Below are 26,972 nucleotides of genomic sequence, written 5' to 3' on the forward strand. Positions count from 1 at the left end.
TTTCTGTTATCCTGAGCCATAGCGTTATCTGAAAAGTGGATGATAAACGGGGACGCCGGGGGGCATTTCGCCTTCAGCCCGCGGTAATTTTTTTGCCCGAGGTAACGAAGGTTCCCGCACCTAAATGATGCAGGGTATTCAGTTTATCGTCATCAAACTGCCAGCGGCCTTCAATAAAAACACGTTCATCCGCCGCCGCCGAAACCACTTCGCCAAAAAGCGTGTCATATTTTTCCTGTGCCGACGTTGCGGGCAGCAGTCGGCATTCCATCCAGGCGAGGCATTTCTCTTCGATCATGGGTAAACCGAGCACCGGGCCTTTTATCACCGGGATGCCATAGCAGTTGAATTTATCTTCTTCGCGGCCAGAGACGCTGCCTACCGCATACGTCCAGTTCGTTGCCGCTACGCCGGGAATCACGATGCCAAACATACCGCTGCGCTCTATAAGCTCGCGCGACCAGGTGGTTTTATCCAGCACAATGGCAAGACGGGGAGGCTCAAACTCGACGGGCATAGACCACGCCGCCGCCATAACATTCCGCCGCTCCGTGCGATCGTCCCGGCTGGTGATCAGAACCGTCGGGCCGTGATTTAACAGACGGCTGGCATGATGTAGCTCTACAGGACGAAAACGACTCATAGGTATGCCTCGTTCAGGGGGATTATCGTCTTATCGTAACGACACTATTGAAAATAGTGGCTAAAGGATACATGTGCAACGCACGTTATTGTACGTAATACCGCCAAAAATCAATCATACTCCAGGTTGAGAACCGCATCCGTGACATATTACGTCAGGCGGCGGGGTAACAGATTGCCGCCATCAGCGTAGAATCAGCTTTTTTGCGTGAACCCCTACAGACAGGAATGCCTTATGACGTCTTTTTTGACCGCCTATTTTGCCCGCATAAATTGGTCGGGCGCTGCCGAAGCTAACCTTGACACTTTACGAGCGCTGCATTTGCAGCATAACAGCACCATTCCGTTTGAAAATCTGGATGTCTTACTGCCGCGCGAAATTCAGCTCGACGATCTGTCGCTGGAAGAAAAATTGCTGACCGCCCGTCGCGGCGGCTATTGCTTCGAACAAAATGGGCTGTTTGAGCGTGCTTTACGGGAGACAGGCTTTACCGTGCGCAGCCTGCTGGGGCGCGTCGTACTGACAAACCCGACCAGCTTGCCGCCACGTACGCACCGGCTGTTACTGGTCGAACTGCAAGGCGAGCCGTGGATTGCCGACGTCGGATTTGGCGGGCAGACATTGACCGCGCCCATCCGTTTGCAGGCAGAATGTGAACAACAGACGCCGCATGGCGAATACCGTTTGCGACAAGAGGGGAATAACTGGATTTTGCAGTTCCGCCATCACGATCACTGGCAGTCGATGTATTGCTTCGATCTGGGAGTTCAGCAGCAGAGCGATTACGTGATGGGCAACTTCTGGTCAGCGCACTGGCCGCAGTCGCATTTTCGCCATCACCTGCTGATGTGCCGCCATTTACCGGATGGCGGTAAGCTGACGTTGACCAATTTCCATTTCACCCATTATCAGGAAGGCCATGCGATAGAACAGCGTAATGTGCCGGATGTGGCGTCTCTTTACGCGCTATTGCAGGAGCAGTTTGGGCTGGGGATCGATGATGCGAAGCACGGGTTTACCGAGGCGGAATTAGCGGCCGTCATGGCGGCGTTTGATACCCACCCGGAGGCAGGGAAATAACGTTTTGCGCCGGATGGCGGCTTACGCCTGATCCGGCCTACAGGGAGTATTTTGTAGGCCCGGTAAGCGTCGCGCCACCGGGCATGGGGTCAGCGACGTGAGCGGACAATCTGGTAGCGGCGAGTGAAATACTCAAACGGCGCGCTCCAGACATGCACCAGACGCGTGAACGGGAAAATCAGGAAGATGGTCATTCCCAACACCAGATGCGCGCGGAAAATTGGCGCCACGCCGTCCAGATGCGCCGAAGCGCCGCCCTGGAACGTCACAACCGCCTGCGCCCAACCGACCAGTTTCAGCATCTCGCTTCCGTCCGGGTGTTGCGCGGAGAACGGTATTGTCGTCAGCCCGAGGATGCACTGGATCAGCAGGATACAGAGGATCAAAATATCCGCCGTGGATGAGCTGGCGCGCACGCGCTGATTAAACAGACGCCGAATCAGCAGACCTGCGCCGCCGACCAGCGTCAGCACACCGCAGACCCCGCCAAGAATCATCGCCATTTGCTGTTTCACCGCAATGGGCAGGAACCAGGCGTACATCCAGTGGGGCGTTAACATACCGAACAGATGGCCGAAGAAGATCCCCAGGATGCCGATATGGAACAGGTTTGACCATAGCACCATGCCGCGTTTGTCCAGCATCTGGCTGGACGAGGCGCGCCAGGTGTATTGCCCGTAGTCATAGCGCAACCAACTGCCGAGAATAAACACCGTGCCGCAGAGGTAGGGGTAGATGTCGTAAAAAAAGACGTTCAGGTACTGTATCATTTCGGGCCTCCCGCGCTGACGTCGACATACTGTGGCGCCACGTCCTGGCTAAAGCGTCGTTGATAGTGTTGTAACGGAGAACTGTCACAGGCGGTGGCGTTATCTTCGATAAACTTCACCTGTTCCTCTTCCCAGACGGCATCCAGCGCCTGACGGGTATCGTCACGCGCCTCGCCGCCGATCTGCTGCGTGACACTGTCACTGGAAAGTGGGCTGCCCGCCAGCGACAGCAGGGCGTCAAACAGCTGATACCACGGCGTTTCCCGTTGTTTTAAACGCCCACCCAGCAGCGCGAGGATCGGCGCGATGTTCTGCAATCCCTCCCGCGCTTCTGCTTCCGGCAGCACGCTCAAATACTCCAGATAGAGCGGCAGATGGTCGGGTAACTCGCGGCAGTCGAGTTGCAGTCCCACCTTTTCATACTGGGCCAGCAGATCGACCATCGCCTGGCCCCGATCGCGCGATTCCGCATGAACGTGTTCAAACAGCAACAGCGACGTCGCGCGCCCGCGATCAAAGACTTCACACCACTGCGCCTGCTTATCCAGCAGCGGGGCGTTTAGCAGCTCAGTGGTGAAGTCGGTGAGCATTGGCGCATCATGGCGAATAAGCGCGATGGCGTCGTCACGGCACTCCCACAACAGCTCATCCGGGTACTCCATCAGCAAGCCAATAATCTTGAGGATCTGCATTATTCGCCCTCCGCCTTATCGCGTACTTCGGTGATGTTGATGGCGTCAATGCGGCTGCTGTTAAACAGGTTAAATTTGGTGTCGGAACCGTGGCAGCCATCGCCGAAGGTGAAGCCGCAGCCGTTACGCTCAGGGAAGGCGTCACGCGCCATTTCGCGGTGACTGGTTGGGATCACGAAACGGTCTTCGTAATTGGCGATCGCCAGGTAGCGATACATCTCTTCCACCTGTTCCACACTTAAGCCGACTTCCTCAATAGCGCGGGTGTCCGTAACGCCTTCCACCGTCTGCGAACGCATATAGTGGCGCATCGCCATCATCCGTTTCAGGGCGCGCAGCACCGGGCCGGTATCGCCTGCGCTCAGCATATTGGCAAGGTACTGCACCGGAATACGCAGGCTTTCGATTGCCGGAAGCACACCTTCGGTTTGCGGCAGGCCGCCAGCATCGGCATAAGACTGAATTGGCGACAGCGGTGGCACGTACCAGACCATCGGCAGGGTGCGGTATTCCGGGTGTAACGGCAGCGCCAGCTTCCAGTCCATCGCCATTTTGTAGACCGGGGAACGCTGAGCGGCCTCAATCACGTTTTGCGGAATACCCTGTTTCAGCGCTTCTTCAATCACCGCCGGATCGTTCGGGTCAAGGAACACGTCGCACTGACGCTCATAGAGATCGGTTTCGTGTTCGGTGCTGGCCGCTTCTTCAATGCGGTCCGCGTCATACAACAACACGCCGAGATAGCGAATACGGCCAACACAGGTTTCCGAGCAGACGGTCGGCTGACCGGATTCGATACGCGGATAACAGAAAATGCATTTTTCTGATTTGCCGCTTTTCCAGTTGAAGTAGATTTTTTTGTACGGACAACCGCTGATGCACAGACGCCAGCCGCGACATTTGTCCTGGTCGATCAGCACAATGCCATCTTCTTCACGCTTATAAATCGCGCCGCTCGGGCAGGTCGCCACACAGCTTGGGTTAAGGCAGTGCTCGCACAGACGCGGCAGATACATCATGAAGGTGTTTTCGAACTGGCCGTACATCTCCTTTTGCATCTTCTCGAAGTTACGATCGCGGGCACGTTTTGAAAATTCGCCGCCGAGCAATTCTTCCCAGTTTGGCCCCCAGACAATTTTGTCCATCCTTTTGCCGTCAATCAGCGAACGCGGGCGGGCGGTGGGCTGGTTTTTGCTCTCCGGCGCGCTGTGCAGATGCTGATAATCGTAGGTAAACGGTTCGTAGTAATCATCGATTTGCGGGATCACCGGGTTGGCGAAGATTTTGGTGATAACGCCCATCTTGCCGCCCAGACGCGGTCTTATCTTGCCGTTGACATCGCGAACCCAGCCGCCTTGCCACTCCTCCTGATCTTCCCAGTTTTTCGGATAGCCGATACCAGGTTTTGTCTCAACGTTGTTAAACCACGCGTACTCCATACCTTCACGCCCGGTCCAGACGTTTTTACAGGTGACGGAGCAGGTGTGGCAGCCGATGCACTTATCAAGGTTGAGAACCATGCCTACCTGTGAGCGTATTTTCATTTTTTCGCCTCCTGTACCTGATCCCGACCTTCATCATCCAGCCAGTTAATATTTTTCATTTTTCTAATCATGATGAACTCGTCGCGGTTCGATCCGACCGTACCGTAGTAGTTAAAGCTGTAAGCCAGCTGCGCATAGCCGCCGATCATATGGGTCGGTTTCGGGCAGACGCGCGTAACGGAGTTGTGGATCCCGCCGCGCATCCCTGTGACTTCAGAACCCGGGATATTCATGATGCGTTCCTGAGCGTGGTACATCATGGTCATACCCGGCGGCACGCGCTGGCTGACCACCGCACGCGCGGTGAGGGCGCCGTTGGCGTTGAAGGCCTCGATCCAGTCGTTATCCTCAATGCCCAGCTCACGGGCATCAGTTTCACTGATCCAGACAATCGGCCCGCCGCGCGACAGCGTCAGCATGAGCAGGTTTTCGCTATAGGTGGAGTGAATGCCCCATTTCTGGTGCGGCGTGAGGAAGTTCAGCGCTTTTTCCGGGAAACCGTTCGGCGGGATTTCGCGCATTTCGCTGACGCTACGGGTGTCAATCGGCGGACGGTAGGCCACCAGACTTTCCCCGAAGGCGCGCATCCAGGCGTGATCCTGATAGAGCTGCTGACGACCGGACAGCGTGCGCCACGGGATCAGCTCATGGACGTTGGTGTACCCGGCATTGTAAGAGACATGCTCGCTTTCAAGACCGGACCAGGTCGGGCTGGAGATAATTTTGCGCGGCTGGGCCTGAATATCCCGGAAGCGGATTTTCTCGTCTTCTTTGTTCAGCGCCAGATGAGTATGATCGCGCCCGGTAATCGCGCCCAGCGCCTCCCAGGCTTTGACTGCCACCTGACCGTTGGTTTCCGGCGCCAGCGCAAGGATGACCTCAGAGGCGTCCAGCGCGGTGTCAATCAGCGGGCGACCTTTCGCCGGGCCTTCGCGTTTGGTGTAATTGAGTTTACCGAGGAAATCGACTTCGTTTTCCGTATTCCAGGAAATGCCTTTCCCGCCGTTGCCCAGCGTATCCATCAACGGGCCGAGGGAGGTGAACCGCTCATACGTCGCCGGATAGTCGCGTTCCACCACCGCGATGTTCGGCGCGGTTTTACCGGGGATCAGATCGCATTCGCCTTTGCGCCAGTCGAGAATATCAAACGGCTGCGACAGCTCTGCCGGGGAGTCATGCTGTAGCGGTTGCAGCACCACATCGGTTTCTTTGCCAAGATGCCCCACGCAGACGTCGGAGAACACTTTGGCGATCCCTTTGTAGATTTCCCAGTCGCTTTTCGATTCCCACGCCGGGTCAACGGCAGCAGACAGCGGATGAATAAACGGATGCATATCCGAGGTATTCATGTCGTCTTTTTCATACCAGGTGGCGGTCGGCAGCACAATATCTGAGAACAGGCAGGTGCTGGACATACGGAAATCCAGCGTCACCAGCAGGTCGAGCTTGCCTTCAATGGCGTCCGTTTGCCACTCCACATCTTCCGGTTTGACGCCGTCACTGGACCCCAGCGCTTCTCCCTGAATGCCGCTTTCGGTGCCCAGCAGGTATTTGAGCATGTATTCATGCCCCTTGCCGGATGAACCCAGCAAATTCGAGCGCCAGACGAAGAGGTTGCGCGGGTGGTTTTTACCGCTGTCCGGCTGCTCGCAGGCAAAACGAATATCCCCCGATTTCAGCGCCTGTACGGTGTAATCGGCAGGGGATAATCCGGCCTGTTCCGCTTTGCTTTTCAGCGTGAGCGGGTTGAGATTGAGCTGAGGCGCGGAGGGCAGCCAGCCCATACGTTCAGCTCGCACGTTGAAATCAATTAAATGGCCGGTAAAGCGTGAGGAATCAGCCAGCGGCGACAGCAGTTCCTGCGCGGTCAGTTTTTCATAACGCCACTGGCTGGCGTGATTATAGAAAAACGACGTGCTGTTCATCTGACGCGGCGGGCGGTTCCAGTCCAGCGCAAACGCCAGCGGCAGCCAGCCGGTTTGTGGGCGTAACTTTTCCTGCCCCACGTAGTGCGCCCAGCCACCACCGCTTTGCCCCACGCAGCCGCAGAACACGAGGATGTTAATCATCCCGCGATAGTTCATATCCATGTGATACCAGTGGTTCACACCGGCGCCGAGGATGATCATGGAACGGCCATGCGTTTTATGCGCGGTATCGGCAAATTCCCTGGCGATCGTTTCGATGTGACGACGCGGTACGCCGGTAATCTGTTCGCCCCAGGCGGGAGTGTAGGCCTTAATTTCCGCGTAATCTTTGGCGCTGTGATCGTCATCCAGACCACGGTCCAGGCCATAATTCGCCAGCACCAGGTCGTAGACGCTGACGACCGGGCAGAGGCTGCCATCGGCCAGGGTAAGACGCTTCACCGGCAACTGGCGCACCAGAACCGGTTCTTGCTTCACGCTGCGAAAATGCGGGTTCTCATTACCGCCAAAGTAAGGGAACGCCACGCCAGCGACATCATCATGCTGGCCCAGCAAGGAGAGGGTCAGTTCCGTTTCGTTGCCTGCCGCCAGCGGCTCAAGATTCCACTTGCCTTTCTCGCCCCAGCGAAAGCCGATGGAGCCGTTCGGCACCACCAGTTCACCCGCACGATTATAAGCGACGGTTTTCCATTCCGGGTTATTGGTTTCACCCAGCCCGTCGACCAGATCGGACGCCCGCATCATGCGACCTGGCACATAGCTGCCGTCTTCGCGCGCTTCAAGCATGACCAGCATCGGCATGTCGGTATAGCGGCGACAGTAATTCAGGAAATAGTCGCTGGGGTTATCGAGATGAAACTCTTTGAGGATGACGTGGCCCATTGCCATCGCCAGCGCGCTGTCAGTACCTTGCTTCGGCGCCAGCCACTGGTCGCACAGCTTGGCGACTTCTGAGTAGTCCGGCGTAATGGCAATCGTCTTGGTGCCTTTGTAACGCACTTCTGTGAAGAAGTGTGCGTCCGGCGTGCGCGTTTGCGGCACGTTAGAGCCCCAGGCGATGATATAGCTGGAATTGTACCAGTCTGCGGATTCCGGGACATCGGTTTGCTCGCCCCACGTCATCGGCGATGCGGGCGGCAGATCGCAGTACCAGTCATAGAAACTCAGACAGGTTCCGCCGAGCAACGAGAGATAACGAGTCCCGGCGGCGTAGGAGACCATCGACATCGCCGGAATCGGCGAGAACCCGGCGACACGGTCAGGGCCATAATTTTTGACGGTCCAGACGTTGGCCGCCGCGATCAGTTGATTAAGTTCTTTCCAGTTAGAACGAATAAACCCACCGCGTCCACGCACCTGCTTGTAGCTTTGGCACTTTTGCGGATCGTTCATGATCGACTCCCACGCCAGTACCGGATCAGGCTGGCGGGAAAGGGCGTCACGCCACAGTTCAATCAGGCGTTTACGCACCAGCGGATACTTCAGGCGGTTAGCGCTATAGAGATACCAGGAATAACTGGCGCCGCGTGGGCAGCCGCGCGGTTCATGATTAGGCAGATCCGGGCGGGTTCGGGGGTAGTCCGTCTGCTGCGTTTCCCAGGTCACCAGACCATTTTTAACGTAGATTTTCCAGCTACAGGAGCCGGTGCAGTTCACGCCATGCGTGGAGCGCACGATTTTATCGAACTGCCAGCGCTGACGATAACTGTCCTCCCAGTCCCGGTTGGTGTGCATCACCTGCCCGTGACCGTCCGCAAAAGTGTCGCCTTTTTGCTTAAAATAGCGAAAGCGATCCAACAGTTTACTCATGACATTTCTCCTGCTCCATAATGTGTCAGGCGGTCTTGTAGGCCGGATAAGGCGCTGCGCGATTGCCTGATGGCGACGCCCGGCGTCTTATCCGGCCTACGTCCGAACCTGTGATGAATATGTTTTATTTTTTTGTTGCTGCCGGTTTACGGCGACCATAAACCAGCCAGGTCACCAGTACGCAAACGATGTAAAACACCAGAAAGATTTTCATTGCGCCAACCGGCGAGCCGGTCAACGCCAGAGAAGAACCAAAAGCTTTAGGGATAAAGAAACCGCCGACTGCGCCAATCGCAGAGATAAAACCGAGGGCAGCGGCCGTATCGGTCACGGCTTCACGCTGGGCCTGCGCATCTGAGCCGCCGCGCAGTTTCACTCTGTAGATCGTGATCTGGCGGAAAATGACCGCAATCATCTGGAAGGTCGAGCCGCTTCCCAGGCCCGCCGTCAGGAAAAGCCCCATAAACACCAGATAGAAGGCGATAAAACTTCCTGAGCCGGAGCCCGGTAATGTCAGAAACAGCAGGGCGGTAAACAGCGCCATGAAAACGAAGTTAATCAGCGTGACGCGAACGCCGCCGAACTTGTCAGAAATAACGCCGCCCGCAGAACGCGCAAGCGCGCCGATAAACGGGCCAAAGAAGGCCAGTTGCAGAATATTGACGTCGGGAAACTGGGTTTTCGCCAGCATGGCGAATCCTGCGGAGAAACCGATAAAAGAACCAAAGGTGGCGAGATAGAGCAGGCTGAGCAGCCAAAGGTGAAAGCGTTTCAGCACCGGCAGTTGAGACGCGACAGAGGCTTTCGAACTGGCGATATCATTCATCCCGGTCCAGGCTGCGAGGGTCGCGATAAGCAATAACGGCACCCAGATCCACGCGGCATTCGTCAGCGAAAGCAGCGAGCCATCGGGCTGCGGCACACCTTGTACGCCCAGAAAAGTGAACATGGGCAGGAAAATCACCAGCGGGGCGACAAGTTGCATCACGCTGACGCCAAGGTTGCCTAAACCGCCGTTCACGCCGAGGGCGCTACCTTGCTTTGCTTTCGGGAAGAAAAAGCTGATGTTGCCCATACTGGAGGCAAAGTTAGCGCCAGCAAAACCGCACAGCAGCGCAATGATAATAAATACTCCAAAAGGGGTGGATGTGTTTTGCACCGCAAAACCGAGCCAGATACAGGGAATAATCAGAATAACTGTGCTAAAAATCGTCCAGCGACGCCCGCCAAATATAGGTACCATAAAGGAGTAGGGCACGCGTAATATAGCCCCGGACAGCGAAGGTAAAGCGGTTAATAAAAAGAGCTGGTCAGTGGTGAAATTAAAACCAATTTTATTCAAATTAACGGCGACGGCGCTAAATAACATCCAGACGCAGAATGCGAGCAATAAACAAGCCACTGATATCCAAAGATTTCTTCGGGCAATGTGTTTACCTTTGTTTTCCCAGAAAGCGGGTTGTTCTGGCCTCCAGTCACTCAAAAGATAACGATTATTTTTCTCATTTTGTAGCGCCATATTGCCCTCACACGCACACGTCGTTCATGAAAAAAAAGAAATAAGTCCAGGAAGGGCGCGCGAGCCCTTTTTAGAATTTATTGAAGACTTTTAAGAATATTGATTGAAAGGATAGATAAAAAAGCGAGACCACGAGGAGTGAAGGGCGGTTAATAAGTTGCTTAAGTGTTACCAAATGTAAACACAAAAGATGCATTGTTAACTGGCGTATAACATCAGCGAAATAACTCCAGTGTAATCATGCGGTCCAGATGCTGCTGGTAGGCAGGATCGGTCATTTCAGACATACCGAGGGCGTACATGCCGTCCAGCCCGCAGGCTAATGCGATTAATCGCCAGGCGACATCAGCGGCGGCTGAGGCCAATGAAAATTCTCCTGCCTCCTGACCGCCTTCAATGATGGCGGTCGTTTCTTCATGCCACATTTGCATGGTCAGCAGGTAGGCGCTTTTAATTTCCGGGTCGTTATCCGCCAGGATCTGCGCTTCCCGCCAGAGTTTAATGTAGGGCTCTAATCCACCATCGTCACTCCCCAGCATGGCGTGCAGCCGCATGCGCCAGGTGCAGTGCTCGGGCACCAGGCTGGCATCCAGCAAGGTGCGAATCAGACGAACGAATACCTGAGATTTAAGCTCGCCCGAACTGCTGAAATGGTGGTGGAGTTGCCCGGTCGCGACGCCGGCTTCCTGCGCGATTCGCCTTACCGTCATGCCGCTCAATCCCTCTTCCAGCGCGACGCGCATTGCCGCTTGCAGGATCACCTCACGGCGCTCATCCCGATTCAGATAACTCATGGCTTTCTCCCATTTTCGCAGTTGGCGCAGTGTAACAAAAAGCTGGACATGCGTTCAACTTTCCGTAGGATCGCGAGAGTTGAACACGTGTTCAGTTTTTGCTTTCAAAGGACGTTTTATGTTTCGTCAGTGGTTAACGTTAATGATTATTGTACTGGTCTACATCCCTGTTGCGATTGATGCAACGGTGCTGCACGTTGCCGCACCCACGCTGAGCATGACGTTGGGCGCCAGTGGCAACGAGCTGTTGTGGATCATTGATATTTATTCTCTGGTGATGGCAGGGATGGTATTGCCGATGGGCGCGCTGGGCGATCGAATCGGCTTTAAACGCCTGCTGTTGCTGGGGGGAGGCTTATTCGGTCTTGCGTCGCTGGCGGCAGCGTTCGCCCACAGCGCCAGTTGGCTGATTGCTACCCGCGCGATTCTGGCTATTGGCGCGGCGATGATTGTTCCGGCGACGCTGGCCGGTATCCGCGCCACGTTTTCTGAGGCCCGTCACCGTAATATGGCGCTTGGCGTCTGGGCGGCCGTAGGGTCGGGCGGCGCCGCGTTCGGCCCGCTGGTCGGCGGTATGTTACTGGAGCACTTTTACTGGGGATCGGTCTTCCTGATCAATGTGCCCATTGTCCTGGTGGTGATGGCGTTAACGGCGCGCTTTGTGCCTCGCCAGTCCGGTCGCCGCGATCAGCCATTGAACTTTAGCCATGCGGTCATGCTGATTATCGCCATCCTGCTGCTGGTATACAGCGCGAAAACCGCGCTGAAAGGGCAACTGGCCAGCGGCGTTATCGCCCTGACGCTGATGATCGGCGCGCTGTTGTTGGGCATGTTTATCCGCACGCAGCTCGCGGCAGCGCGCCCGATGATCGATATGCGTCTGTTTACGCATCGCATCATTCTGAGCGGCGTTGTGATGGCGATGACGGCGATGATCACGCTGGTCGGCTTCGAGTTGCTGATGGCGCAGGAGCTTCAGTTTGTTCATGGCTTAACGCCGTATGAAGCAGGGCTGTTTATGCTGCCAGTGATGCTCGCAAGTGGATTCAGCGGCCCCCTTGCCGGGATGCTGGTTTCACGACTGGGATTGCGAACAGTGGCGACTGGCGGCATGGCGCTAAGTGCGCTGAGCTTTTATGGCCTGGCAATGACGGATTTCAGCACGCAGCAATGGCAGGCCTGGTGCCTGATGGCGCTGCTGGGTTTTAGCGCCGCCAGCGCGTTGCTCGCCTCTACTGCCGCCATTATGGCCGCTGCGCCCGCAGAAAAAGCGGCGGCGGCCGGGGCAATAGAAACCATGGCCTATGAACTGGGCGCCGGGCTTGGCATTGCGATCTTTGGCTTGTTGTTAAGCCGCAGCTTTTCCGCATCTATCCTGCTTCCTTCCGGCCTGAACGCAGAGGAAATCGAACGCGCATCGTCGTCAATGGGAGAAGCGGTGCAGCTGGCGGATACGCTCTCGCCTTCACTTGGTGAGGCGATACTGGACGCCGCCAGACAGGCGTTTACCTGGTCGCACAGCGTGGCGCTGAGCAGTGCCGGAAGCATGTTAATTCTGTTAGCGGTAGGGATGTGGTTTAGTCTGGCAAAAGTAAAACGCGGCTAACCTAATGTGCTAATTGACAGGGGTAATCCATCGCTTCGATCTCTTTACCGCTCAGGCGAGCGTATTGCCCCGTCAACCGCCAGAACGCAGGTTGCGTTTCGGTATAGATTTCGGCTGCCAGGATCAGACGACGCCGCTCATCTTCGGTTAATTCCAACAGCGTCCAGGGCATAAAATAGCGGTCGCTTTCCGTCAGCCGGAACCACAGCGGACACCCACAACCTGAACAGAAGTAGCGTTCGCCACGCAAAGAAGAAGAGAAGTGAGAGGGCTCTGGTGAATGGGGAGCCATAAGCGGACGACCGCAGGCTTCCAGGTACATCGCAATACCACCAGACCATTTTTGACACAGCGTGCAGTGACAGGCATAAACATCGAGCATTTCAACGTCAACGGTAAAATGACTCTGCCCACAGAGGCAACGTCCTGTGAACGTTTGCACGGCATACTCCTTATGACCGAGGCATACAAAACAAGATAAAAAGCCAGCCCGCTATGGACTGGCTTAGAATTACGCTACAACAGACTTAGAACTGGTAGTTCAGACCAACAGCAACCACGTTGTCAGTGCTCACACGAGCATCTTTAGTGAAGTTGGTATCGTCCAGCAGGTTGATTTTGTAATCAACGAAGGTAGACATGTTTTTATTGAAGTAGTAGGTCGCACCTAAATCAATGTATTCAACCAGATCCTGGTCGCCCCAGCTACCGATGTCTTTACCTTTGGATTTCAGGTAAGCGATGGACGGACGCAGACCGAAGTCGAACTGGTACTGAGCAACAGCTTCAAAGTTCTGAGTCTTGTTAGCAATATGATCGTCACCGAAAGTGGTCATGTTCAGCGTTTCAGAGTAAGTTGCAGCCAAATAGATGTCGTTTGCATCATATTTCAGACCTGCTGCCCATACTTCTGCATTTTTACCGTTAGCGTTAAAATTGCTTGCTGCATTGACTTGTTTGTCAGTACGGTCAGATTTCGCATAGGTAGCACCTACACCGAAGCCTTCGTATTCATAAGTTGCAGACAGACCGAAACCATCACCATTAGCTTCTTGAACACCGTCACGGTCGTTTTTGCCCTGGTACTGAGCAGCAAAGTTCAGACCTTCAACCAGACCGAAGAAGTCAGTATTACGGTAAGTTGCAACGCCGGTAGTACGGCCAGTCATGAACACGTCAGTCTGGGTCCAGGTATCGCCACCGAACTCAGGCAGAACGTCGGTCCATGCGCCGATGTCATATGCAACACCGTAGTTACGACCGTAATCGAAGGAACCAAATTCAGCGAATTTCAGGCCTGCAAATGCCAGACGAGTTTTGTCTTTGTCAGAACCCTGGTTTTCAGAACGGTTGCCTTTAAATTCATATTCCCACTGGCCGAAACCGGTCAGTTGGTCGTTAATCTGAGTTTCACCTTTGAAGCCCAGACGCGCATAAGTTTTATCACCATCACTACCGGTATCATCAGAGAAGTAATGCTGAGCGTGAACTTTACCGTACAGGTCCAGTTTGTTGCCGTCTTTGTTATATACCTCAGCTGCGTTTACCGCACCTGCTGCCAACAGGGTAGTCACTGCCACTGCAACTAATTTAAGTTTCATTTTAATTAATCCTTATAATTTTCTTAGCGTGTTTCCTAAACCATTTCTAAACGAGGCCGCTTGTCAATGGCAGACTATTTTTAATAGACGTCGTGGCACTAATTCAATAATAAGTTTCATAAGATTACAAATTATTTGAAGTTGTGTGATCCAGATCTACATAATAGATCTCATGGTATTAATTTTAGATGGGTATATCCTGAGATAATATATTTTCAATAGGAATTGTTTTGCGGGTGATGGTTTTATTGTCTCTAGTCACGCTTGCTGACTATATACGAAAATACAGTTACAAATGAACATAAAATGCTTTATTTTATCAATTGAATATCATAATTTTAACAAAAACAAAACAAGTGATGAAGTATTATACACTCCGTTCGCCATTCATCAGCAACAACAAATTTTCATTTAAATAACTATATGGCAAGAAGCCAGAAAAAAAGCAAATAAGAATTTTCGAAGAAATAACGCCGATCGCAATATTCATTTAACCGAAATTAATACAGCAGGAAGAGAGTCGGGGCAACCACAGAACTCGAAAGATAATCCGCCCCGACCACTGACTTCAGGCGCGACGCGTCGCTAACCAACAAAGCAGGGAACCCGCACACACCATAACCGCACCTTGCCAGAATGAAAATGACAGCGGCGCGCTTAACAGGACAGCGGCCAGCGCAGATGACAGTACCGGGGTAAAATAGGACCCCACAGCCATAATCGTGACGTTGCCATGCAAAATACCCACGTTCCATGCTGCATAAGCAAATCCTAACGTCAGGGCAGCAGAAAACAGTTTGATAACGACAGGCGTGCTAAAAATCATCTCCGGCTGCGGCGTCAGAAAATAATGTACCCATAAACTTGCAGCAGTGAGGAGGACAAATATCGTAATGCCATTAAACCCTCTGGCATATTTGTTAGTGACGGTACAGTAGGTTGCCCAGATAAATGCGCCGAGAAAAGCGAGAAAATAGCTTAATGGGCTGGTTGCAATATTGCTGATAATTTCATCAGCATGGAGTCCATGTTCACCGCCTAAAACCCAACAGACGCCGGTTAACGCGACAATTAATCCAGGAACAACCAGCCAGGTTGTTTTTTGTCCATTGAACAAAATAGCAAAAAGAATCGTCAGACTGGGCCATAAATAGTTGACCATGCCGACTTCAATCGCCTGGTGACGCGTTGCTGCATATCCCAGCGAGAGCGCCAGACATATTTCATAACTGACAAACAGTACGCTGCCAGCGATTAAATAACGAACAGGAAAACGACGAATATTGGGGAACCCAACGGTAAAGATGAGCAATAATCCGCTTAGCGAATAAATAGCGGCGGCGCCGCCAACAGGCCCAAGTCCTTCACTTACCCCACGAATAAGCCCGACCATCGTGCTCCAGAGTACGATAGCAATAAGTCCAATTAACGTTGCTTTTTGTGTCGTCATTCTCTCCGTTTATCCCCATTCCTGGTCAAAAAAATATCGCTGAAATTTATAGCACTTTTACACCTTCCCGCGCTAATTCATTGTCTTTCTGATACTCCTTTGGTGGTATATAAACTCGACAAAAAGAACTATTTAGTAGCGGAACCGATTCGTTATTGATTTGACGCAAAAAAGTTATGGATATTGCTGTTAGTTTCCTCGCGAAGTTACATCCCTGGAAAAAAGAGGAAAGCAATGGACGTCAGCCGCAGACAATTTTTTAAAATCTGCGCGGGCGGTATGGCGGGAACAACAGTCGCTGCTCTGGGTTTTGCACCCAAAATGGCACTGGCTCAAGCGCGAAATTATAAGCTGTTACGCGCTAAAGAGATCCGAAACACCTGCACATACTGTTCCGTAGGTTGCGGGCTATTAATGTATAGCCTGGGCGATGGAGCAAAAAACGCAAAAGAAGCAATTTATCACATCGAAGGGGACCCGGATCATCCGGTCAGCCGTGGCGCATTGTGTCCGAAGGGCGCAGGTTTGCTGGACTATGTACACAGTGAAAACCGCTTGCGTTACCCGGAGTATCGCGCGCCCGGTTCAGATAAATGGCAACGCATTAGCTGGGATGACGCGTTCACCCGCATCGCAAAGCTGATGAAAGCCGACCGTGACGCCAACTTTATTGAAAAGAACGAACAGGGCGTAACGGTAAACCGCTGGCTTTCCACGGGGATGCTTTGCGCCTCCGCCGCCAGTAACGAAACAGGCATGTTGACGCAGAAGTTCGCGCGTTCCCTCGGCATGCTGGCAGTAGACAACCAGGCACGCGTCTGACACGGACCAACGGTAGCAAGTCTTGCTCCAACATTTGGTCGCGGTGCGATGACCAACCACTGGGTTGATATCAAAAACGCCAACGTCGTTATGGTGATGGGCGGTAACGCCGCTGAAGCACATCCGGTGGGATTCCGCTGGGCGATAGAAGCGAAAAACAACAACGACGCCACGCTGATTGTCGTCGATCCACGTTTTACACGTACAGCCTCGGTCGCGGATATTTACGCGCCTATTCGTTCCGGTACAGACATTACCTTCCTGTCCGGCGTACTGCTGTATCTGATTGAAAACAATAAAATCAATGCCGAATACGTTAAGCATTACACCAACGCCAGCCTGCTGGTGCGGGACGATTTTGCTTTCGATGATGGTCTGTTTAGCGGCTACGACGCCAAAAAACGCCAGTATGACAAGTCATCCTGGAACTATCAGTTCGACGAAAACGGCTACGCAAAACGTGATGAGACGCTGAGCCATCCGCGCTGCGTATGGAATCTGCTGAAACAACACGTTTCCCGCTATACGCCAGATGTTGTCGAAAACATCTGCGGTACGCCAAAAGCCGATTTCCTGAAAGTGTGTGAAGTGCTGGCCTCCACCAGCGCCGCCGATCGTACCACTACCTTCCTGTACGCGCTGGGCTGGACGCAACATACCGTTGGTGCGCAGAACATCCGTACGATGGCGATGATCCAGTTGCTGCTCGGCAACATGGGGATGGCAGGCGGCGGCGTCAACGCCTTACGCGGCCACTCTAACATCCAGGGGTTAACGGATTTAGGTCTGCTTTCCACCAGCCTGAGCGGTTATCTGACTCTGCCGTCCGAGAAGCAGGCGGATCTGCAAACCTATCTGAGCGCAAACACGCCGAAAGCCACGCTGGCCGACCAGGTGAACTACTGGGGCAACTATCCGAAGTTCTTCGTCAGTCTGATGAAATCGTTCTACGGCGATGCGGCGCAGAAAGAGAATGACTGGGGCTTTGAATGGCTGCCGAAGTGGGATCAGGCCTACGACGTCATTAAATACTTCAACATGATGGATAGCGGTAAAGTGACCGGCTACATCTGTCAGGGCTTTAACCCGGTTGCGTCCTTCCCGGACAAAAACAAAGTGGTGCAGTCGCTGAGCAAGTTGAAGTACATGGTGGTCATTGATCCGCTGGTGACGGAAACCTCCACGTTCTGGCAGAACCACGGCGAGTCTAACGACGTCGATCCGACGTCGATCCAGACTGAAGTCTTCCGTCTGCCGTCAACCTGTTTTGCCGAAGAAGATGGCTCTATCGCCAACTCTGGCCGCTGGTTGCAGTGGCACTGGAAAGGTCAGGATGCGCCGGGCGAAGCCCGCAACGACGGCCAAATTCTGGCCGGTATTTACCACCGTCTGCGTGAGATGTATCGCAGCGAAGGGGGTAAAGGCGTTGAACCGCTACTGAAGATGAGCTGGGACTACAAACAGCCGGATCATCCTGAGTCTGAAGAGATTGCGAAAGAGAACAACGGCTACGCGCTGGAAGATCTCTATGACGCCAACGGCGTCCTGCTGGCGAAGAAAGGTCAGTTACTGAGCAGTTTTGCCCAGTTACGCGAGGACGGAACGACGTCGTCCTCCTGCTGGATTTATACCGGCAGCTGGACCGAGCAGGGCAACCAGATGGCTAACCGTGACAACGCCGACCCGTCAGGTCTCGGCAATACGTTGGGTTGGGCATGGGCATGGCCGCTGAACCGCCGCGTACTGTATAACCGCGCCTCGGCAGATCCACAGGGTAAACCGTGGGACCCGAAACGGATGCTGATTCAGTGGAACGGGTCGAAGTGGACGGGGAACGATATCCCGGACTTCAACACCGCCGCACCGGGTAGCGCAACCGGGCCGTTTATCATGCAGCCGGAAGGGTTGGGACGTCTGTTCGCCATCGATAAGCTGGCGGAAGGGCCGTTCCCGGAACACTACGAGCCGATGGAAACGCCGCTGGGCACCAACCCGCTGCACCCGAACGTGATCTCCAGCCCGGTCGTTCGTCTGTACGAAGAAGATGCGCGGCGTATGGGCAAGAAAGATCAGTTCCCGTATGTCGGTACAACCTATCGTCTGACCGAACATTTCCACACCTGGACCAAGCACGCATTGCTGAACGCGATTGCTCAGCCAGAGCAGTTTGTGGAAATCAGCGAAAACCTGGCGGCCTCGAAAGGGATTGCCAACGGCGACGCAGTGAAAGTCAGCAGCAAACGTGGATTCATCCGGGCGGTTGCCGTGGTGACCCGACGTCTGCAAACGCTGAACGTCAATGGTCAGCAGGTTGAAACCGTGGGTATTCCGCTGCACTGGGGCTTTGAAGGGGTTGCGCGTAAAGGCTATATCGCGAACACCCTGACGCCAAATGTCGGTGATTCCAACTCGCAAACGCCGGAATATAAAGCGTTTTTAGTTAACATCGAGAAGGCGTAAGGGAGGCGAACATATGTCTTTGGAAACGCAGGACATCATCAAACGGTCTGCAACAAACCCGATCACGCCGCCTCCCCAGGCGCGTGATTATAAAGCGGAAGTCGCAAAACTGATCGACGTCTCCTCCTGCGTAGGCTGTAAAGCCTGCCAGGTGGCTTGTTCCGAGTGGAATGACATTCGTGACGAGGTAGGTCATTGCGTCGGGGTGTATGACAACCCGGCCGATCTCAGCGCGAAATCCTGGACGGTAATGCGTTTTAGCGAAACTGAACAGAACGGCAAGCTGGAATGGCTGATTCGTAAAGACGGCTGTATGCACTGTGAAGATCCGGGCTGCCTGAAAGCATGCCCGTCTGCCGGCGCGATCATTCAGTACGCTAACGGGATTGTTGATTTCCAGTCCGAACATTGTATTGGCTGTGGCTACTGCATCGCCGGGTGTCCATTTAATGTTCCGCGCCTCAATAAAGAGGACAACCGCGTCTATAAATGTACGCTGTGTGTGGATCGCGTCAGTATCGGTCAGGAACCGGCTTGCGTGAAAACTTGCCCGACCGGGGCAATCCATTTCGGCACCAAGAAAGAGATGCTGGAGATGGGGGAGCAGCGCGTGGAGAAACTCAAAGCGCGCGGTTTCGAACATGCCGGTGTTTACAACCCACAAGGTGTGGGCGGTACGCACGTCATGTACGTTCTGCATCACGCGAACCAGCCGGAGCTGTATCACGGCTTACCGAAAGATCCACAGATCGATACCTCTATCAACTTGTGGAAAGGGGCGCTGAAACCTCTGGCTGCCGCCGGGTTTATCGCCACCTTCGCCGGGCTTATCTATCACTACATTGGTATTGGCCCGAACAAGGAAGTGGACGATGAAGAGGAGGACCATCATGAGTAAGTCGAAAATGATTGTGCGCACGAAATTTATCGATCGCGCCTGTCACTGGACGGTGGTGATTTGCTTCTTCCTGGTGTCGCTGTCGGGAATTGCGTTTTTCTTCCCGACGCTGCAATGGCTGACGCAAACCTTCGGGACGCCGCAGATGGGGCGTATTTTGCACCCGTTCTTCGGCGTAGCGATTTTTGTCGCACTGATGTTCATGTTTGTGCGCTTTGTACACCACAACATCCCGGACAAGAAGGATCTTCCGTGGCTGAAAAATATTGTGGAAGTTCTGAAGGGCAATGAACACAAAGTCGCCGATGTCGGTAAGTACAATGCCGGGCAGAAAATGATGTTCTGGTCGATTATGAGCATGATTTTCGTGCTGCTGGTGACGGGCGTGATTATCTGGCGTCCGTACTTTGCGCAGTTCTTCCCGATGCAGGTCGTGCGTTACAGCCTGCTGATCCATGCGGCGGCAGGCATCATCCTGATGCACGCCATCCTCATCCATATGTATATGGCATTCTGGGTGAAAGGATCGATTAAAGGGATGATCGAAGGTAAGGTGAGTCGTCGCTGGGCGAAGAAACACCACCCGCGCTGGTATCGCGACGTCGAGAAGGTCGAAGCGAAAAAGGAAAGCAAAGAGGGATTACAATAACCCGCTTTCAAAAGACAAAAGCGCTACGTCTGTAGCGCTTTTTTTTGCCAACAGAATGCCGGATGGCGCTGCGCTTATCCGGCCGACAACCGTATAAAACACAGGCCCGGTAAGCGTAGCGCCACCGGGCAAACACTCAGATAGAGGTACGGCGGTAATCGCGGTATTCCGCTTGCCAGAAATTCTCGTCGATGGCTTGCTGTAGCGCTTCTGCGGACGTTTTTACCGCCACGCCCTGTTGCTGCGCCATTTTACCCACGGCAAAGGCAATCGCTCGCGACACGGTCTGAATATCTTTCAGCTCCGGCAATACCAGACCTTCGCCGTTGAGCACCAGCGGAGAGTATTTCGCCAGCGTTTCGCTTGCCGACATCAGCATTTCGTCGGTAATACGCGACGCGCCGGACGCAATCACGCCCAGGCCGATCCCCGGGAAGATGTAGGCATTATTACATTGCGCAATAGGGTAAATTTTATCTTTCCAGGCCACCGGCGCGAAAGGACTGCCGGTCGCGACCAGCGCATTACCTTCGGTCCAGGCGATGATGTCCTGAGGCGTGGCTTCAACGCGGGACGTCGGGTTAGACAGCGGCATCACGATCGGACGTGGGCAGTGCTTGTGCATCTCGCGAATGATCTCTTCAGTAAAGAGCCCAGTTTGCCCCGACACGCCGATCAGAATGTCCGGCTTCACGTTGCGCACGACATCAAGCAGGGAGAGCACTTCGCTTTCGCTGTCCCAGTGTTGCAGGTTCTCGCGTTTTTGCACCAGCTTCGTCTGGAATGAGAGCAGGTTAGGCATCTGGTCCGTCAACAGACCAAAGCGATCCACCATAAACACTTTCTGGCGAGCGGCTTCTTCGCTGAGCCCTTCGCGTTGGGTCTGCGCGATGATCTGTTCAGCGATCCCGCAACCGGCAGAACCTGCGCCAAGGAAGACGATTTTCTGCTCGCTCAACTGGCTGCCCGCCGCACGGCTGGCGGCAATCAGAGTACCGACGGTCACGGCTGCCGTTCCCTGAATATCATCGTTGAAAGAGCAGATTTCATCGCGATAGCGATTAAGCAGCGGCATCGCGTTTTTCTGCGCGAAATCTTCGAATTGCAGCAAGACGTCCGGCCAGCGCTGTTTCACCGCCTGAATAAACTCATCGACGAATTCATAGTATTCGTCATCGGTGATGCGCGGGTTACGCCAGCCCATATAGAGCGGATCGTTCAGCAACTGCTGATTGTTGGTGCCGACGTCCAGTACCACCGGCAGGGTATAGGCCGGGCTGATGCCGCCACAGGCGGTGTACAGCGACAGTTTTCCGATTGGAATCCCCATTCCGCCAATGCCCTGGTCGCCAAGACCGAGGATGCGTTCCCCGTCCGTCACCACAATCACTTTGATATTGTGGTTAGGCACGTTTTGCAGGATATCGTCCATGTTGTGGCGGTTCTGATAAGAGATGAACACGCCGCGCGCGCGACGGTAGATCTCAGAGAAGCGCTCACAGGCGGCGCCCACCGTTGGGGTATAGATAACCGGCATCATCTCATCGAGATGGTTTTGCACCAGTCGGTAGAACAGGGTTTCGTTGGTATCCTGAATGTTGCGCAGATAGATATGTTTATCGATTTCCGTTTTGAATCCCTGATACTGGATCCAGGCGCGCTCCGCCTGTTCTTCAATCGATTCGACCACTTCCGGCAGTAACCCCAGCAGGTTGAAGTTACGACGTTCTTCTATACTGAAAGCGCTTCCTTTATTCAGGAGAGGAAATTCCAGCAGCACAGGGCCAGCGTAAGGAATATAAAGGGAACGCTGTTTCTTGATTTTGGTTTCCATGTCACTCACTCTTTTTCGAATATCCGTTCCTGGTGCTGTTTTATGGGCGTACTTAGGTTTTCACCAGGGCGTCGGGCAAAGAGTATAAAGCATTGTGAATGAATCCAGGCTTTTGTAAGCAAAAACACCATTGCGGTTGCAATGGTGTTTATCGTCATATCAGAACAGGGCGCTTACTTTTGGCTGTCAGCGTGACGTTTTCTGCCAGTAGGGTTGTTGACCACACTGACTTTATCGCCTTCGGTCACGAGCTTGCGTTGGTTGGAAATTTTATGGTCCAGTCCAAGAATATGACGGGCCTGACGGTTCGATTTCATTTTAACTCCTCAATCCTGTTGCTAGTTTTAAGGACAAATTCGCAATTGCGAAAGAAACGTAACCCCTTAGGTTGCTGGTACAGCATAGCAGGTTTTCCCGGGAAGGCGACCGAACGCGTGTAACAGAGTTGGTCTATACTTTCTGTTTTGAGCCAACAGGAGAGCAAGAATGACAATCCATAAGAAAGGTCAGGCACACTGGGAAGGCGATATTAAAGGTGGAAAAGGTACGGTATCGACCGAAAGCGGCGTGTTGAATCAACAACCCTATGGCTTTAATACACGCTTTGAAGGCGTAAAAGGAACCAACCCGGAAGAGTTGATCGGCGCGGCCCACGCGGCCTGTTTCTCGATGGCGCTTTCGCTGATGCTGGGCGAGGCGGGTTTTACCCCATCGTCAATCGACACGACAGCCGATGTCTCGCTGGATAAAGTCGACGCGGGTTTTGCGATCACGAAAATTGCGTTGCACAGTGAAGTGGCCGTACCTGGCATTGATGCGTCCACCTTTGACGGCATTATTCAGAAAGCGAAAGCCGGATGCCCGGTTTCGCAGGTGCTGAAAGCGGAAATCACGCTGGATTATCAGTTGACGTCATAACGGCATCAATCTCAACGGCCCGGTGATTGAGCGTCGGGTCGGCCCCACAACACCCTGTAGGCCCGGTAAGCGACAGCGCCACCGGGCGATTGTCTGACTTTTACTCCACCGCTCGCCAGCAGCGAACGTCGCTCTCCGATCCCCGCGTCAATAATGCCTGCGGTTTTTCACAGCCACGGGTTGCCAGCAGACAGCGATCGCGAAAATAACACCCTTGCGGCAGGTGGCGGTTCCCCGGTAATTCCGTTTTGCGCAGCACCAGGTCTTCTGCCAGCGGCGCCCCCGTTTTCGGCACGGAATCCAGCAACAGCCGGGTATAGGGATGCGCAGGCGTGGTCAACACCTGTTGCGCGTCGCCCAGTTCAACAATTTGCCCGAGATACATCACCGCCACCCGATCGCTCATGTATCGCACAACCGACACGTTGTGTGAAATCAGCACATACGTCAGTTTACGGCGCGTCTGTAGCGCAACCAGCAAATTCAGGATCTGCGCCTGCACGGAGATATCCAGCGCGGAAGTCGGTTCATCAAGCACGATAACGTCCGGCTCTGACGATAAGGCGCGGGCGATGGCGATGCGCTGGCGTTGTCCGCCGGAAAACGCATGGGGAAGCCTGTCGAGGTACTCAGGCCGGATGCCAACCTGTAAGGCCAGTTCTTCCGCCAGCGTCCGCCGTTCACGTTCGCTGTTATGCTTCTGGAGCCAGACGGGCTCGGTGATAATCCGCCAGACGGGTAATCGGGGGTCCAGCGAAGAGAGCGGGTCCTGAAAGACCATTTGCATCCCGCTGTTGGCACCGGTGCGCGCAACGCCAGGCCGCGAGCACTCGCCGTGGCTGGGTTTTAACATTCCCATCAGCAGTTGCGCCAGCGTACTTTTCCCGCAGCCAGATTCCCCCACGATGCCAAGCGTTTCTCCCTGGCGAATCTGCAAATCCATACCGTTCAGGGCATGAACGCGCTCCGTCACCCGCCCCAACCAGTTTTTACGGGCGGGGAAGGTGATATGGACATCCCGTAACGAGAGCAATATGTCAGACATGCGTCATCTCCTGTTGTGGATACCAGCAGGCGGATTGTTGTTCAGGTTCGCCATGATTCTCCAGCGCCGGGACAGCCTCGCACAGCGTCCCGGCGGCAAAACAGCGTTCGCGGAAGGCGCATCCGGTTGGCAGACAGGTCAGGTTAGGCACCGTCCCTGGAATCGCGGGCAGCGGCGCGCGAGGTTCGCCGTGTTCCGGCGCGCATTTCAACAAACCAATGGAATAGGGATGCGTGGGGCGGCGAATAACCGTCTGCGTGGGGCCGCTCTCAATCACGCTTCCGGCGTACATGACATACAGCCGATCGCACAACTGCGATACCACCGCCATATCATGACTGATAAACAGCACCGCAGTACCGCTGGCTCGCGCTTTTAGTTTCAGCAAACGCAGAACCTGTAGCTGCACCGTGACGTCCAGAGCGGTAGTGGGTTCGTCGGCAATAATCAGCTCCGGCTCGCAGGAGAATGCCAGCGCGATCATCACCCGCTGGCGCATCCCGCCGGAAAGCTCAAACGGAAATCGCGCCATAACCTGCGCCGCATCGGGAATTTGCATCTCTTCCAGCAGGGCGATGGCTTTTTCCCACGCCGTCTGGCGGCTCACCGCCTGATGATGGCGAATGACTTCCACCATTTGTTGCCCAATGCGCCGGGTGGGATTCAGCGCCGTCATTGGCTCCTGGAAGATCATCGACACGCGCGCGCCGCGCCATTTACGCATCTGCTTTTCGCTGGCATTCAGCACGTCCTCGCCCAGCAGCGATACGCGGCCCTGATGAATGTGATAGCTGCCTTCCGGCAGCAGCCGCATTGCCAGCATGGCGGTGACGGATTTACCTGACCCGGACTCGCCGACCACGCCGACGATTTCGCCCCGGTCGATACGCAACGATACGTGGTTAAGGGCGTGAACATCGGCTTTGTAACCCGGAAAGCTCAGGTGTAAATCCTCAATTTCCAGCACGGGTTGGGTCATGACTGTTTTCCTCCGGCTTTAGGGTCAAGCAGATCGCGAATACCATCGCCAAACAGGTTAAACCCGACAGCGGTAATCAGGATCGCCGCCCCAGGAAAGGCGCAATACCACCACTGGTCGAGGACATAGTTACGACCAATAGCCACCATTGCGCCCCATTCAGCGGAGGGCTGTTGTGCGCCAAGGCCAATAAAGCCCAGCGTGGCGGCCATCAGGATCGCGCTGCCAATATCCAGCGACGCCTGCACGATAAGCGGCGGCAGCGAATTACGTAAGATATGCCAGCTGATAAGGTGCCAGCGAGAAGCGCCATACGTTCGGGCAGCCTGTACATAGGTAAACTGGCGCACGACCAGCGTTTGCCCCCGCGCCAGGCGCACATAAAAAGGAATACGGACAATGGCGATCGCCATCATGGCGTTAAACAGGCTCGGCCCCAGCGCGGCGGCCAGCGCCATCGTCAGCACCAGCGAAGGAATCGACAGCATAATATCCATCAGGCGCATAATAATGGCGTCGGCGCGCCCGCCCATGACGCCGGACAGACAGCCAAGCAAGGAGCCGATTCCACCGGCAATCCCCACGACGACCAGCCCGGCGACAATGGATTGCTGGCTGCCGACCAGTACGCGGCTGAACAGATCGCGTCCCACTTCGTCAGTGCCGAACCAGTGCGTCGCAGAGGGCGCAAGCAGGCGCGCGGTCAAATCGATGGCATTGGGATCGTAAGGCGTTATCCAGGGCGACAGCACCATCAGTAGCAACATCAGGATGATAATCACGCCGCCAGTCAGCGTCAGCGGGCTGCTTTTCATCAGCCAGAAGAGTTTTGCCCAGTCGATCCGGCGGCGGGCGGTCTGCGACGGGGCGGGCGTCTCTTGCGTTAACATCATTCAGCACCTCCGCGACCGATTCGGGGATCGATCCACAAATAGAGTAAATCGACGACCAGGTTTACCAGCACATAAGCCAAAGAGACCACTACGGCGAATCCCATCACCGCCGGAAAATCCAGCGCCTGAATAGAGGTGACCACCCAGGCCCCCATTCCCGGCCAGGCAAAGACCGTCTCGGTAAGCACGGCGCCATACAGCAAATCGCCCAGCGCCAGCCCCAGAACGGTAATCGACGGAATCAGGGCGTTAGGCAAGGCATAGCAGAGCACGATGTACCAGCCAGGCAGACCGCTGGCACGCGCGGTGCGAATGTAGTCCTCACTGAGTTGCTCCAGCATGGCGGAACGAATCTGACGGGCGACAATTCCCAGGTGGACAAACGCCAGGGTCAGCGCCGGTAAAATAAGGTGTTGTAACGCGTTGAAAAAGACCTCGCCATTCCCCTCCAGCAGCGCGTCAATCAGGTAGAACCCGGTGACGTGGGCGGGCGGGTCCAGCCAGTCATCAAGCCTTCCACCGCCGGGCAGAATTTGCAGATGCCCGTAAAACAGAACAATAACGCCCAGCCCCAGCCAGAACGCCGGGGTGGAAATGCCGGTTATCGCCATCAGCCGCACCAGATGGTCCAGCCAGCGGTTTCGCCATACGGCGGATAAAATCCCCAGCGGAATCCCGATCACCAACGCCAGCAGCAGGGAACAGAAGGCCAGTTCAAGCGTGGCGGGGAAAAACACGCGCAACTCTTCCATTACCGGGCGGCCAGTGCGTATAGACGTGCCCAGATCACCGTGAAAAACGTCGCTGACATAGCGAAAAAATTGCACATACAGCGGCTGATCCAGCCCCAGCTGTTGGCGAATGTTTTCGACAATCTCATCGCTGGCGCGATCGCCGGCCAGCAGTCGCGCAGGGTCGCCAGGAATCAGGTGAGAAATAATAAACGTAATTACGCAAACACCGGCGACCACCAGAATAAGTCCCCAGCATCGCTGGCGTAAAATGCTCCAGAACGTCATAGGCTTCCCCTTGCGGAGC

At 54.5% G+C, this 26,972-nt stretch carries 22 protein-coding genes; 6 read left to right on the top strand and 16 right to left on the bottom strand.

What is annotated here, in order from left to right:
- Positions 1-73 precede the first annotated feature (73 nt).
- Positions 74-643, bottom strand: a complete 570-nt coding sequence (locus tag CKO_RS06405) for a flavin reductase family protein (protein WP_024130325.1) — start codon at positions 641-643, stop codon at positions 74-76.
- Between the two features lie 234 nt (positions 644-877).
- Between CKO_RS06405 and nhoA the strand changes: the two genes are divergently transcribed.
- On the top strand, positions 878-1,723 hold the full coding sequence (nhoA, locus tag CKO_RS06410; protein ID WP_012132373.1) for an N-hydroxyarylamine O-acetyltransferase: 846 nt from the start codon (positions 878-880) through the stop codon (positions 1,721-1,723).
- An 89-nt stretch (positions 1,724-1,812) separates the two neighbouring features.
- Here nhoA and narI read toward each other — a convergent pair whose 3' ends face one another.
- The 6 genes from narI to CKO_RS06440 form a co-directional block, all read right to left on the bottom strand.
- Positions 1,813-2,493, bottom strand: a complete 681-nt coding sequence (gene narI / locus CKO_RS06415) for a respiratory nitrate reductase subunit gamma (protein ID WP_012132374.1) — start codon at positions 2,491-2,493, stop codon at positions 1,813-1,815.
- On the bottom strand, positions 2,490-3,185 hold the full coding sequence (gene narW / locus CKO_RS06420; protein ID WP_012132375.1) for a nitrate reductase molybdenum cofactor assembly chaperone: 696 nt from the start codon (positions 3,183-3,185) through the stop codon (positions 2,490-2,492). The genes narI and narW overlap by 4 nt, the downstream gene beginning before the upstream one ends.
- Complete coding sequence (narH, locus tag CKO_RS06425; RefSeq protein ID WP_012132376.1) at positions 3,185-4,729, bottom strand: nitrate reductase subunit beta; 1,545 nt, start codon at positions 4,727-4,729, stop codon at positions 3,185-3,187. The genes narW and narH overlap by 1 nt, the downstream gene beginning before the upstream one ends.
- Positions 4,726-8,466, bottom strand: coding sequence for a nitrate reductase subunit alpha (locus tag CKO_RS06430; protein WP_012132377.1), 3,741 nt, complete (start codon positions 8,464-8,466; stop codon positions 4,726-4,728). Before CKO_RS06430 ends, narH begins: the two co-directional genes overlap by 4 nt.
- A 124-nt stretch (positions 8,467-8,590) precedes the next feature.
- Positions 8,591-9,985, bottom strand: coding sequence for a NarK family nitrate/nitrite MFS transporter (locus CKO_RS06435; RefSeq protein ID WP_012132378.1), 1,395 nt, complete (start codon positions 9,983-9,985; stop codon positions 8,591-8,593).
- 215 nt (positions 9,986-10,200) lie between these two features.
- Positions 10,201-10,779 carry a TetR family transcriptional regulator gene (locus CKO_RS06440; RefSeq protein ID WP_012132379.1) on the bottom strand — a complete coding sequence of 193 codons (579 nt, stop codon included), beginning with the start codon at positions 10,777-10,779 and terminating at the stop codon, positions 10,201-10,203.
- Positions 10,780-10,897: 118 nt separating this feature from the next.
- Here CKO_RS06440 and CKO_RS06445 point away from each other — a divergent pair, with 118 nt between their 5' ends.
- Positions 10,898-12,385, top strand: a complete 1,488-nt coding sequence (locus CKO_RS06445; protein ID WP_012132380.1) for an MFS transporter — start codon at positions 10,898-10,900, stop codon at positions 12,383-12,385.
- A gap of 1 nt (position 12,386) precedes the next feature.
- On the opposite strand, the gene CKO_RS06450 is transcribed toward CKO_RS06445, so the two are convergent.
- From CKO_RS06450 to yddG, 3 genes are all read right to left on the bottom strand, one after another.
- The gene (locus tag CKO_RS06450; protein WP_077956901.1) at positions 12,387-12,767 is read right to left on the bottom strand and encodes a GFA family protein; all 381 of its coding nucleotides are present in this window, start codon (positions 12,765-12,767) and stop codon (positions 12,387-12,389) included.
- 145 nt (positions 12,768-12,912) lie between these two features.
- Complete coding sequence (gene ompD, locus CKO_RS06455) at positions 12,913-13,986, bottom strand: porin OmpD (RefSeq protein WP_012132382.1); 1,074 nt, start codon at positions 13,984-13,986, stop codon at positions 12,913-12,915.
- 568 nt (positions 13,987-14,554) lie between these two features.
- Positions 14,555-15,436 carry an aromatic amino acid efflux DMT transporter YddG gene (gene yddG / locus CKO_RS06460; protein WP_012132385.1) on the bottom strand — a complete coding sequence of 294 codons (882 nt, stop codon included), beginning with the start codon at positions 15,434-15,436 and terminating at the stop codon, positions 14,555-14,557.
- A gap of 234 nt (positions 15,437-15,670) precedes the next feature.
- Between yddG and fdnG the strand changes: the two genes are divergently transcribed.
- The 3 genes from fdnG to fdnI are packed head-to-tail and all read left to right on the top strand — an operon-like array spanning position 15,671 to position 20,265.
- The gene (gene fdnG, locus CKO_RS06470) at positions 15,671-18,718 is read left to right on the top strand and encodes a formate dehydrogenase-N subunit alpha (protein ID WP_155116395.1); all 3,048 of its coding nucleotides are present in this window, start codon (positions 15,671-15,673) and stop codon (positions 18,716-18,718) included.
- Between the two features lie 13 nt (positions 18,719-18,731).
- Positions 18,732-19,616, top strand: coding sequence for a formate dehydrogenase subunit beta (fdxH, locus tag CKO_RS06475; RefSeq protein WP_012132387.1), 885 nt, complete (start codon positions 18,732-18,734; stop codon positions 19,614-19,616).
- Positions 19,609-20,265 (top strand): formate dehydrogenase-N subunit gamma, encoded by a 657-nt coding sequence (gene fdnI / locus CKO_RS06480; RefSeq protein WP_012132388.1) that lies wholly within the window; start codon positions 19,609-19,611, stop codon positions 20,263-20,265. Before fdxH ends, fdnI begins: the two co-directional genes overlap by 8 nt.
- Positions 20,266-20,401: 136 nt before the next feature.
- Here the strand turns inward: fdnI and maeA are convergent, their stop codons facing one another.
- Both maeA and sra read right to left on the bottom strand, forming a co-directional pair.
- Positions 20,402-22,099: a malate dehydrogenase gene (gene maeA, locus CKO_RS06485; protein WP_012132390.1), complete on the bottom strand. Its 1,698-nt coding sequence runs from the start codon at positions 22,097-22,099 to the stop codon at positions 20,402-20,404.
- A 173-nt stretch (positions 22,100-22,272) separates the two neighbouring features.
- On the bottom strand, positions 22,273-22,416 hold the full coding sequence (gene sra, locus CKO_RS06490; protein WP_024130331.1) for a stationary-phase-induced ribosome-associated protein: 144 nt from the start codon (positions 22,414-22,416) through the stop codon (positions 22,273-22,275).
- A gap of 169 nt (positions 22,417-22,585) precedes the next feature.
- Between sra and osmC the strand changes: the two genes are divergently transcribed.
- Positions 22,586-23,017 carry a peroxiredoxin OsmC gene (gene osmC, locus CKO_RS06495; protein ID WP_012132392.1) on the top strand — a complete coding sequence of 144 codons (432 nt, stop codon included), beginning with the start codon at positions 22,586-22,588 and terminating at the stop codon, positions 23,015-23,017.
- 100 nt (positions 23,018-23,117) lie between these two features.
- Here the strand turns inward: osmC and CKO_RS06500 are convergent, their stop codons facing one another.
- Genes CKO_RS06500 through CKO_RS06515 form a run of 4 tightly spaced genes read right to left on the bottom strand, consistent with a single transcriptional unit; the run spans position 23,118 to position 26,953 of the window.
- Positions 23,118-24,062: an oligopeptide/dipeptide ABC transporter ATP-binding protein gene (locus CKO_RS06500; protein WP_012132393.1), complete on the bottom strand. Its 945-nt coding sequence runs from the start codon at positions 24,060-24,062 to the stop codon at positions 23,118-23,120.
- On the bottom strand, positions 24,055-25,041 hold the full coding sequence (locus CKO_RS06505; protein WP_012132394.1) for an ABC transporter ATP-binding protein: 987 nt from the start codon (positions 25,039-25,041) through the stop codon (positions 24,055-24,057). Before CKO_RS06505 ends, CKO_RS06500 begins: the two co-directional genes overlap by 8 nt.
- Complete coding sequence (ddpC, locus tag CKO_RS06510) at positions 25,038-25,934, bottom strand: D,D-dipeptide ABC transporter permease (protein WP_012132395.1); 897 nt, start codon at positions 25,932-25,934, stop codon at positions 25,038-25,040. Before ddpC ends, CKO_RS06505 begins: the two co-directional genes overlap by 4 nt.
- A complete protein-coding gene (locus tag CKO_RS06515; RefSeq protein ID WP_012132396.1) occupies positions 25,931-26,953 on the bottom strand; it encodes an ABC transporter permease in 1,023 nt (340 codons plus the stop codon). The genes ddpC and CKO_RS06515 overlap by 4 nt, the downstream gene beginning before the upstream one ends.
- Between the last annotated feature and the right edge of the window lie 19 nt (positions 26,954-26,972).

The sequence above is a fragment of the Citrobacter koseri ATCC BAA-895 genome (assembly GCF_000018045.1).
GTDB lineage: Bacteria > Pseudomonadota > Gammaproteobacteria > Enterobacterales > Enterobacteriaceae > Citrobacter_B > Citrobacter_B koseri.

What these genes read in the sequence shown, in the direction of transcription:
- CKO_RS06435 (WP_012132378.1), bottom strand. Translation starts at nt 9,985, where the DNA reads ATGGCGCTACAAAATGAGAAAAATAATCGTTATCTTTTGAGTGACTGG.
- yddG (WP_012132385.1), bottom strand. Translation starts at nt 15,436, where the DNA reads ATGACGACACAAAAAGCAACGTTAATTGGACTTATTGCTATCGTACTC.
- narW (WP_012132375.1), bottom strand. Translation starts at nt 3,185, where the DNA reads ATGCAGATCCTCAAGATTATTGGCTTGCTGATGGAGTACCCGGATGAG.
- CKO_RS06515 (WP_012132396.1), bottom strand. Translation starts at nt 26,953, where the DNA reads ATGACGTTCTGGAGCATTTTACGCCAGCGATGCTGGGGACTTATTCTG.
- ddpC (WP_012132395.1), bottom strand. Translation starts at nt 25,934, where the DNA reads ATGATGTTAACGCAAGAGACGCCCGCCCCGTCGCAGACCGCCCGCCGC.
- sra (WP_024130331.1), bottom strand. Translation starts at nt 22,416, where the DNA reads ATGAAATCGAACCGTCAGGCCCGTCATATTCTTGGACTGGACCATAAA.
- CKO_RS06440 (WP_012132379.1), bottom strand. Translation starts at nt 10,779, where the DNA reads ATGAGTTATCTGAATCGGGATGAGCGCCGTGAGGTGATCCTGCAAGCG.
- CKO_RS06500 (WP_012132393.1), bottom strand. Translation starts at nt 24,062, where the DNA reads ATGTCTGACATATTGCTCTCGTTACGGGATGTCCATATCACCTTCCCC.
- CKO_RS06445 (WP_012132380.1), top strand. Translation starts at nt 10,898, where the DNA reads ATGTTTCGTCAGTGGTTAACGTTAATGATTATTGTACTGGTCTACATC.
- maeA (WP_012132390.1), bottom strand. Translation starts at nt 22,099, where the DNA reads ATGGAAACCAAAATCAAGAAACAGCGTTCCCTTTATATTCCTTACGCT.
- fdnI (WP_012132388.1), top strand. Translation starts at nt 19,609, where the DNA reads ATGAGTAAGTCGAAAATGATTGTGCGCACGAAATTTATCGATCGCGCC.
- ompD (WP_012132382.1), bottom strand. Translation starts at nt 13,986, where the DNA reads ATGAAACTTAAATTAGTTGCAGTGGCAGTGACTACCCTGTTGGCAGCA.
- CKO_RS06505 (WP_012132394.1), bottom strand. Translation starts at nt 25,041, where the DNA reads ATGACCCAACCCGTGCTGGAAATTGAGGATTTACACCTGAGCTTTCCG.
- narH (WP_012132376.1), bottom strand. Translation starts at nt 4,729, where the DNA reads ATGAAAATACGCTCACAGGTAGGCATGGTTCTCAACCTTGATAAGTGC.
- fdxH (WP_012132387.1), top strand. Translation starts at nt 18,732, where the DNA reads ATGTCTTTGGAAACGCAGGACATCATCAAACGGTCTGCAACAAACCCG.
- CKO_RS06430 (WP_012132377.1), bottom strand. Translation starts at nt 8,466, where the DNA reads ATGAGTAAACTGTTGGATCGCTTTCGCTATTTTAAGCAAAAAGGCGAC.
- CKO_RS06405 (WP_024130325.1), bottom strand. Translation starts at nt 643, where the DNA reads ATGAGTCGTTTTCGTCCTGTAGAGCTACATCATGCCAGCCGTCTGTTA.
- nhoA (WP_012132373.1), top strand. Translation starts at nt 878, where the DNA reads ATGACGTCTTTTTTGACCGCCTATTTTGCCCGCATAAATTGGTCGGGC.
- osmC (WP_012132392.1), top strand. Translation starts at nt 22,586, where the DNA reads ATGACAATCCATAAGAAAGGTCAGGCACACTGGGAAGGCGATATTAAA.
- CKO_RS06450 (WP_077956901.1), bottom strand. Translation starts at nt 12,767, where the DNA reads ATGCTCGATGTTTATGCCTGTCACTGCACGCTGTGTCAAAAATGGTCT.
- narI (WP_012132374.1), bottom strand. Translation starts at nt 2,493, where the DNA reads ATGATACAGTACCTGAACGTCTTTTTTTACGACATCTACCCCTACCTC.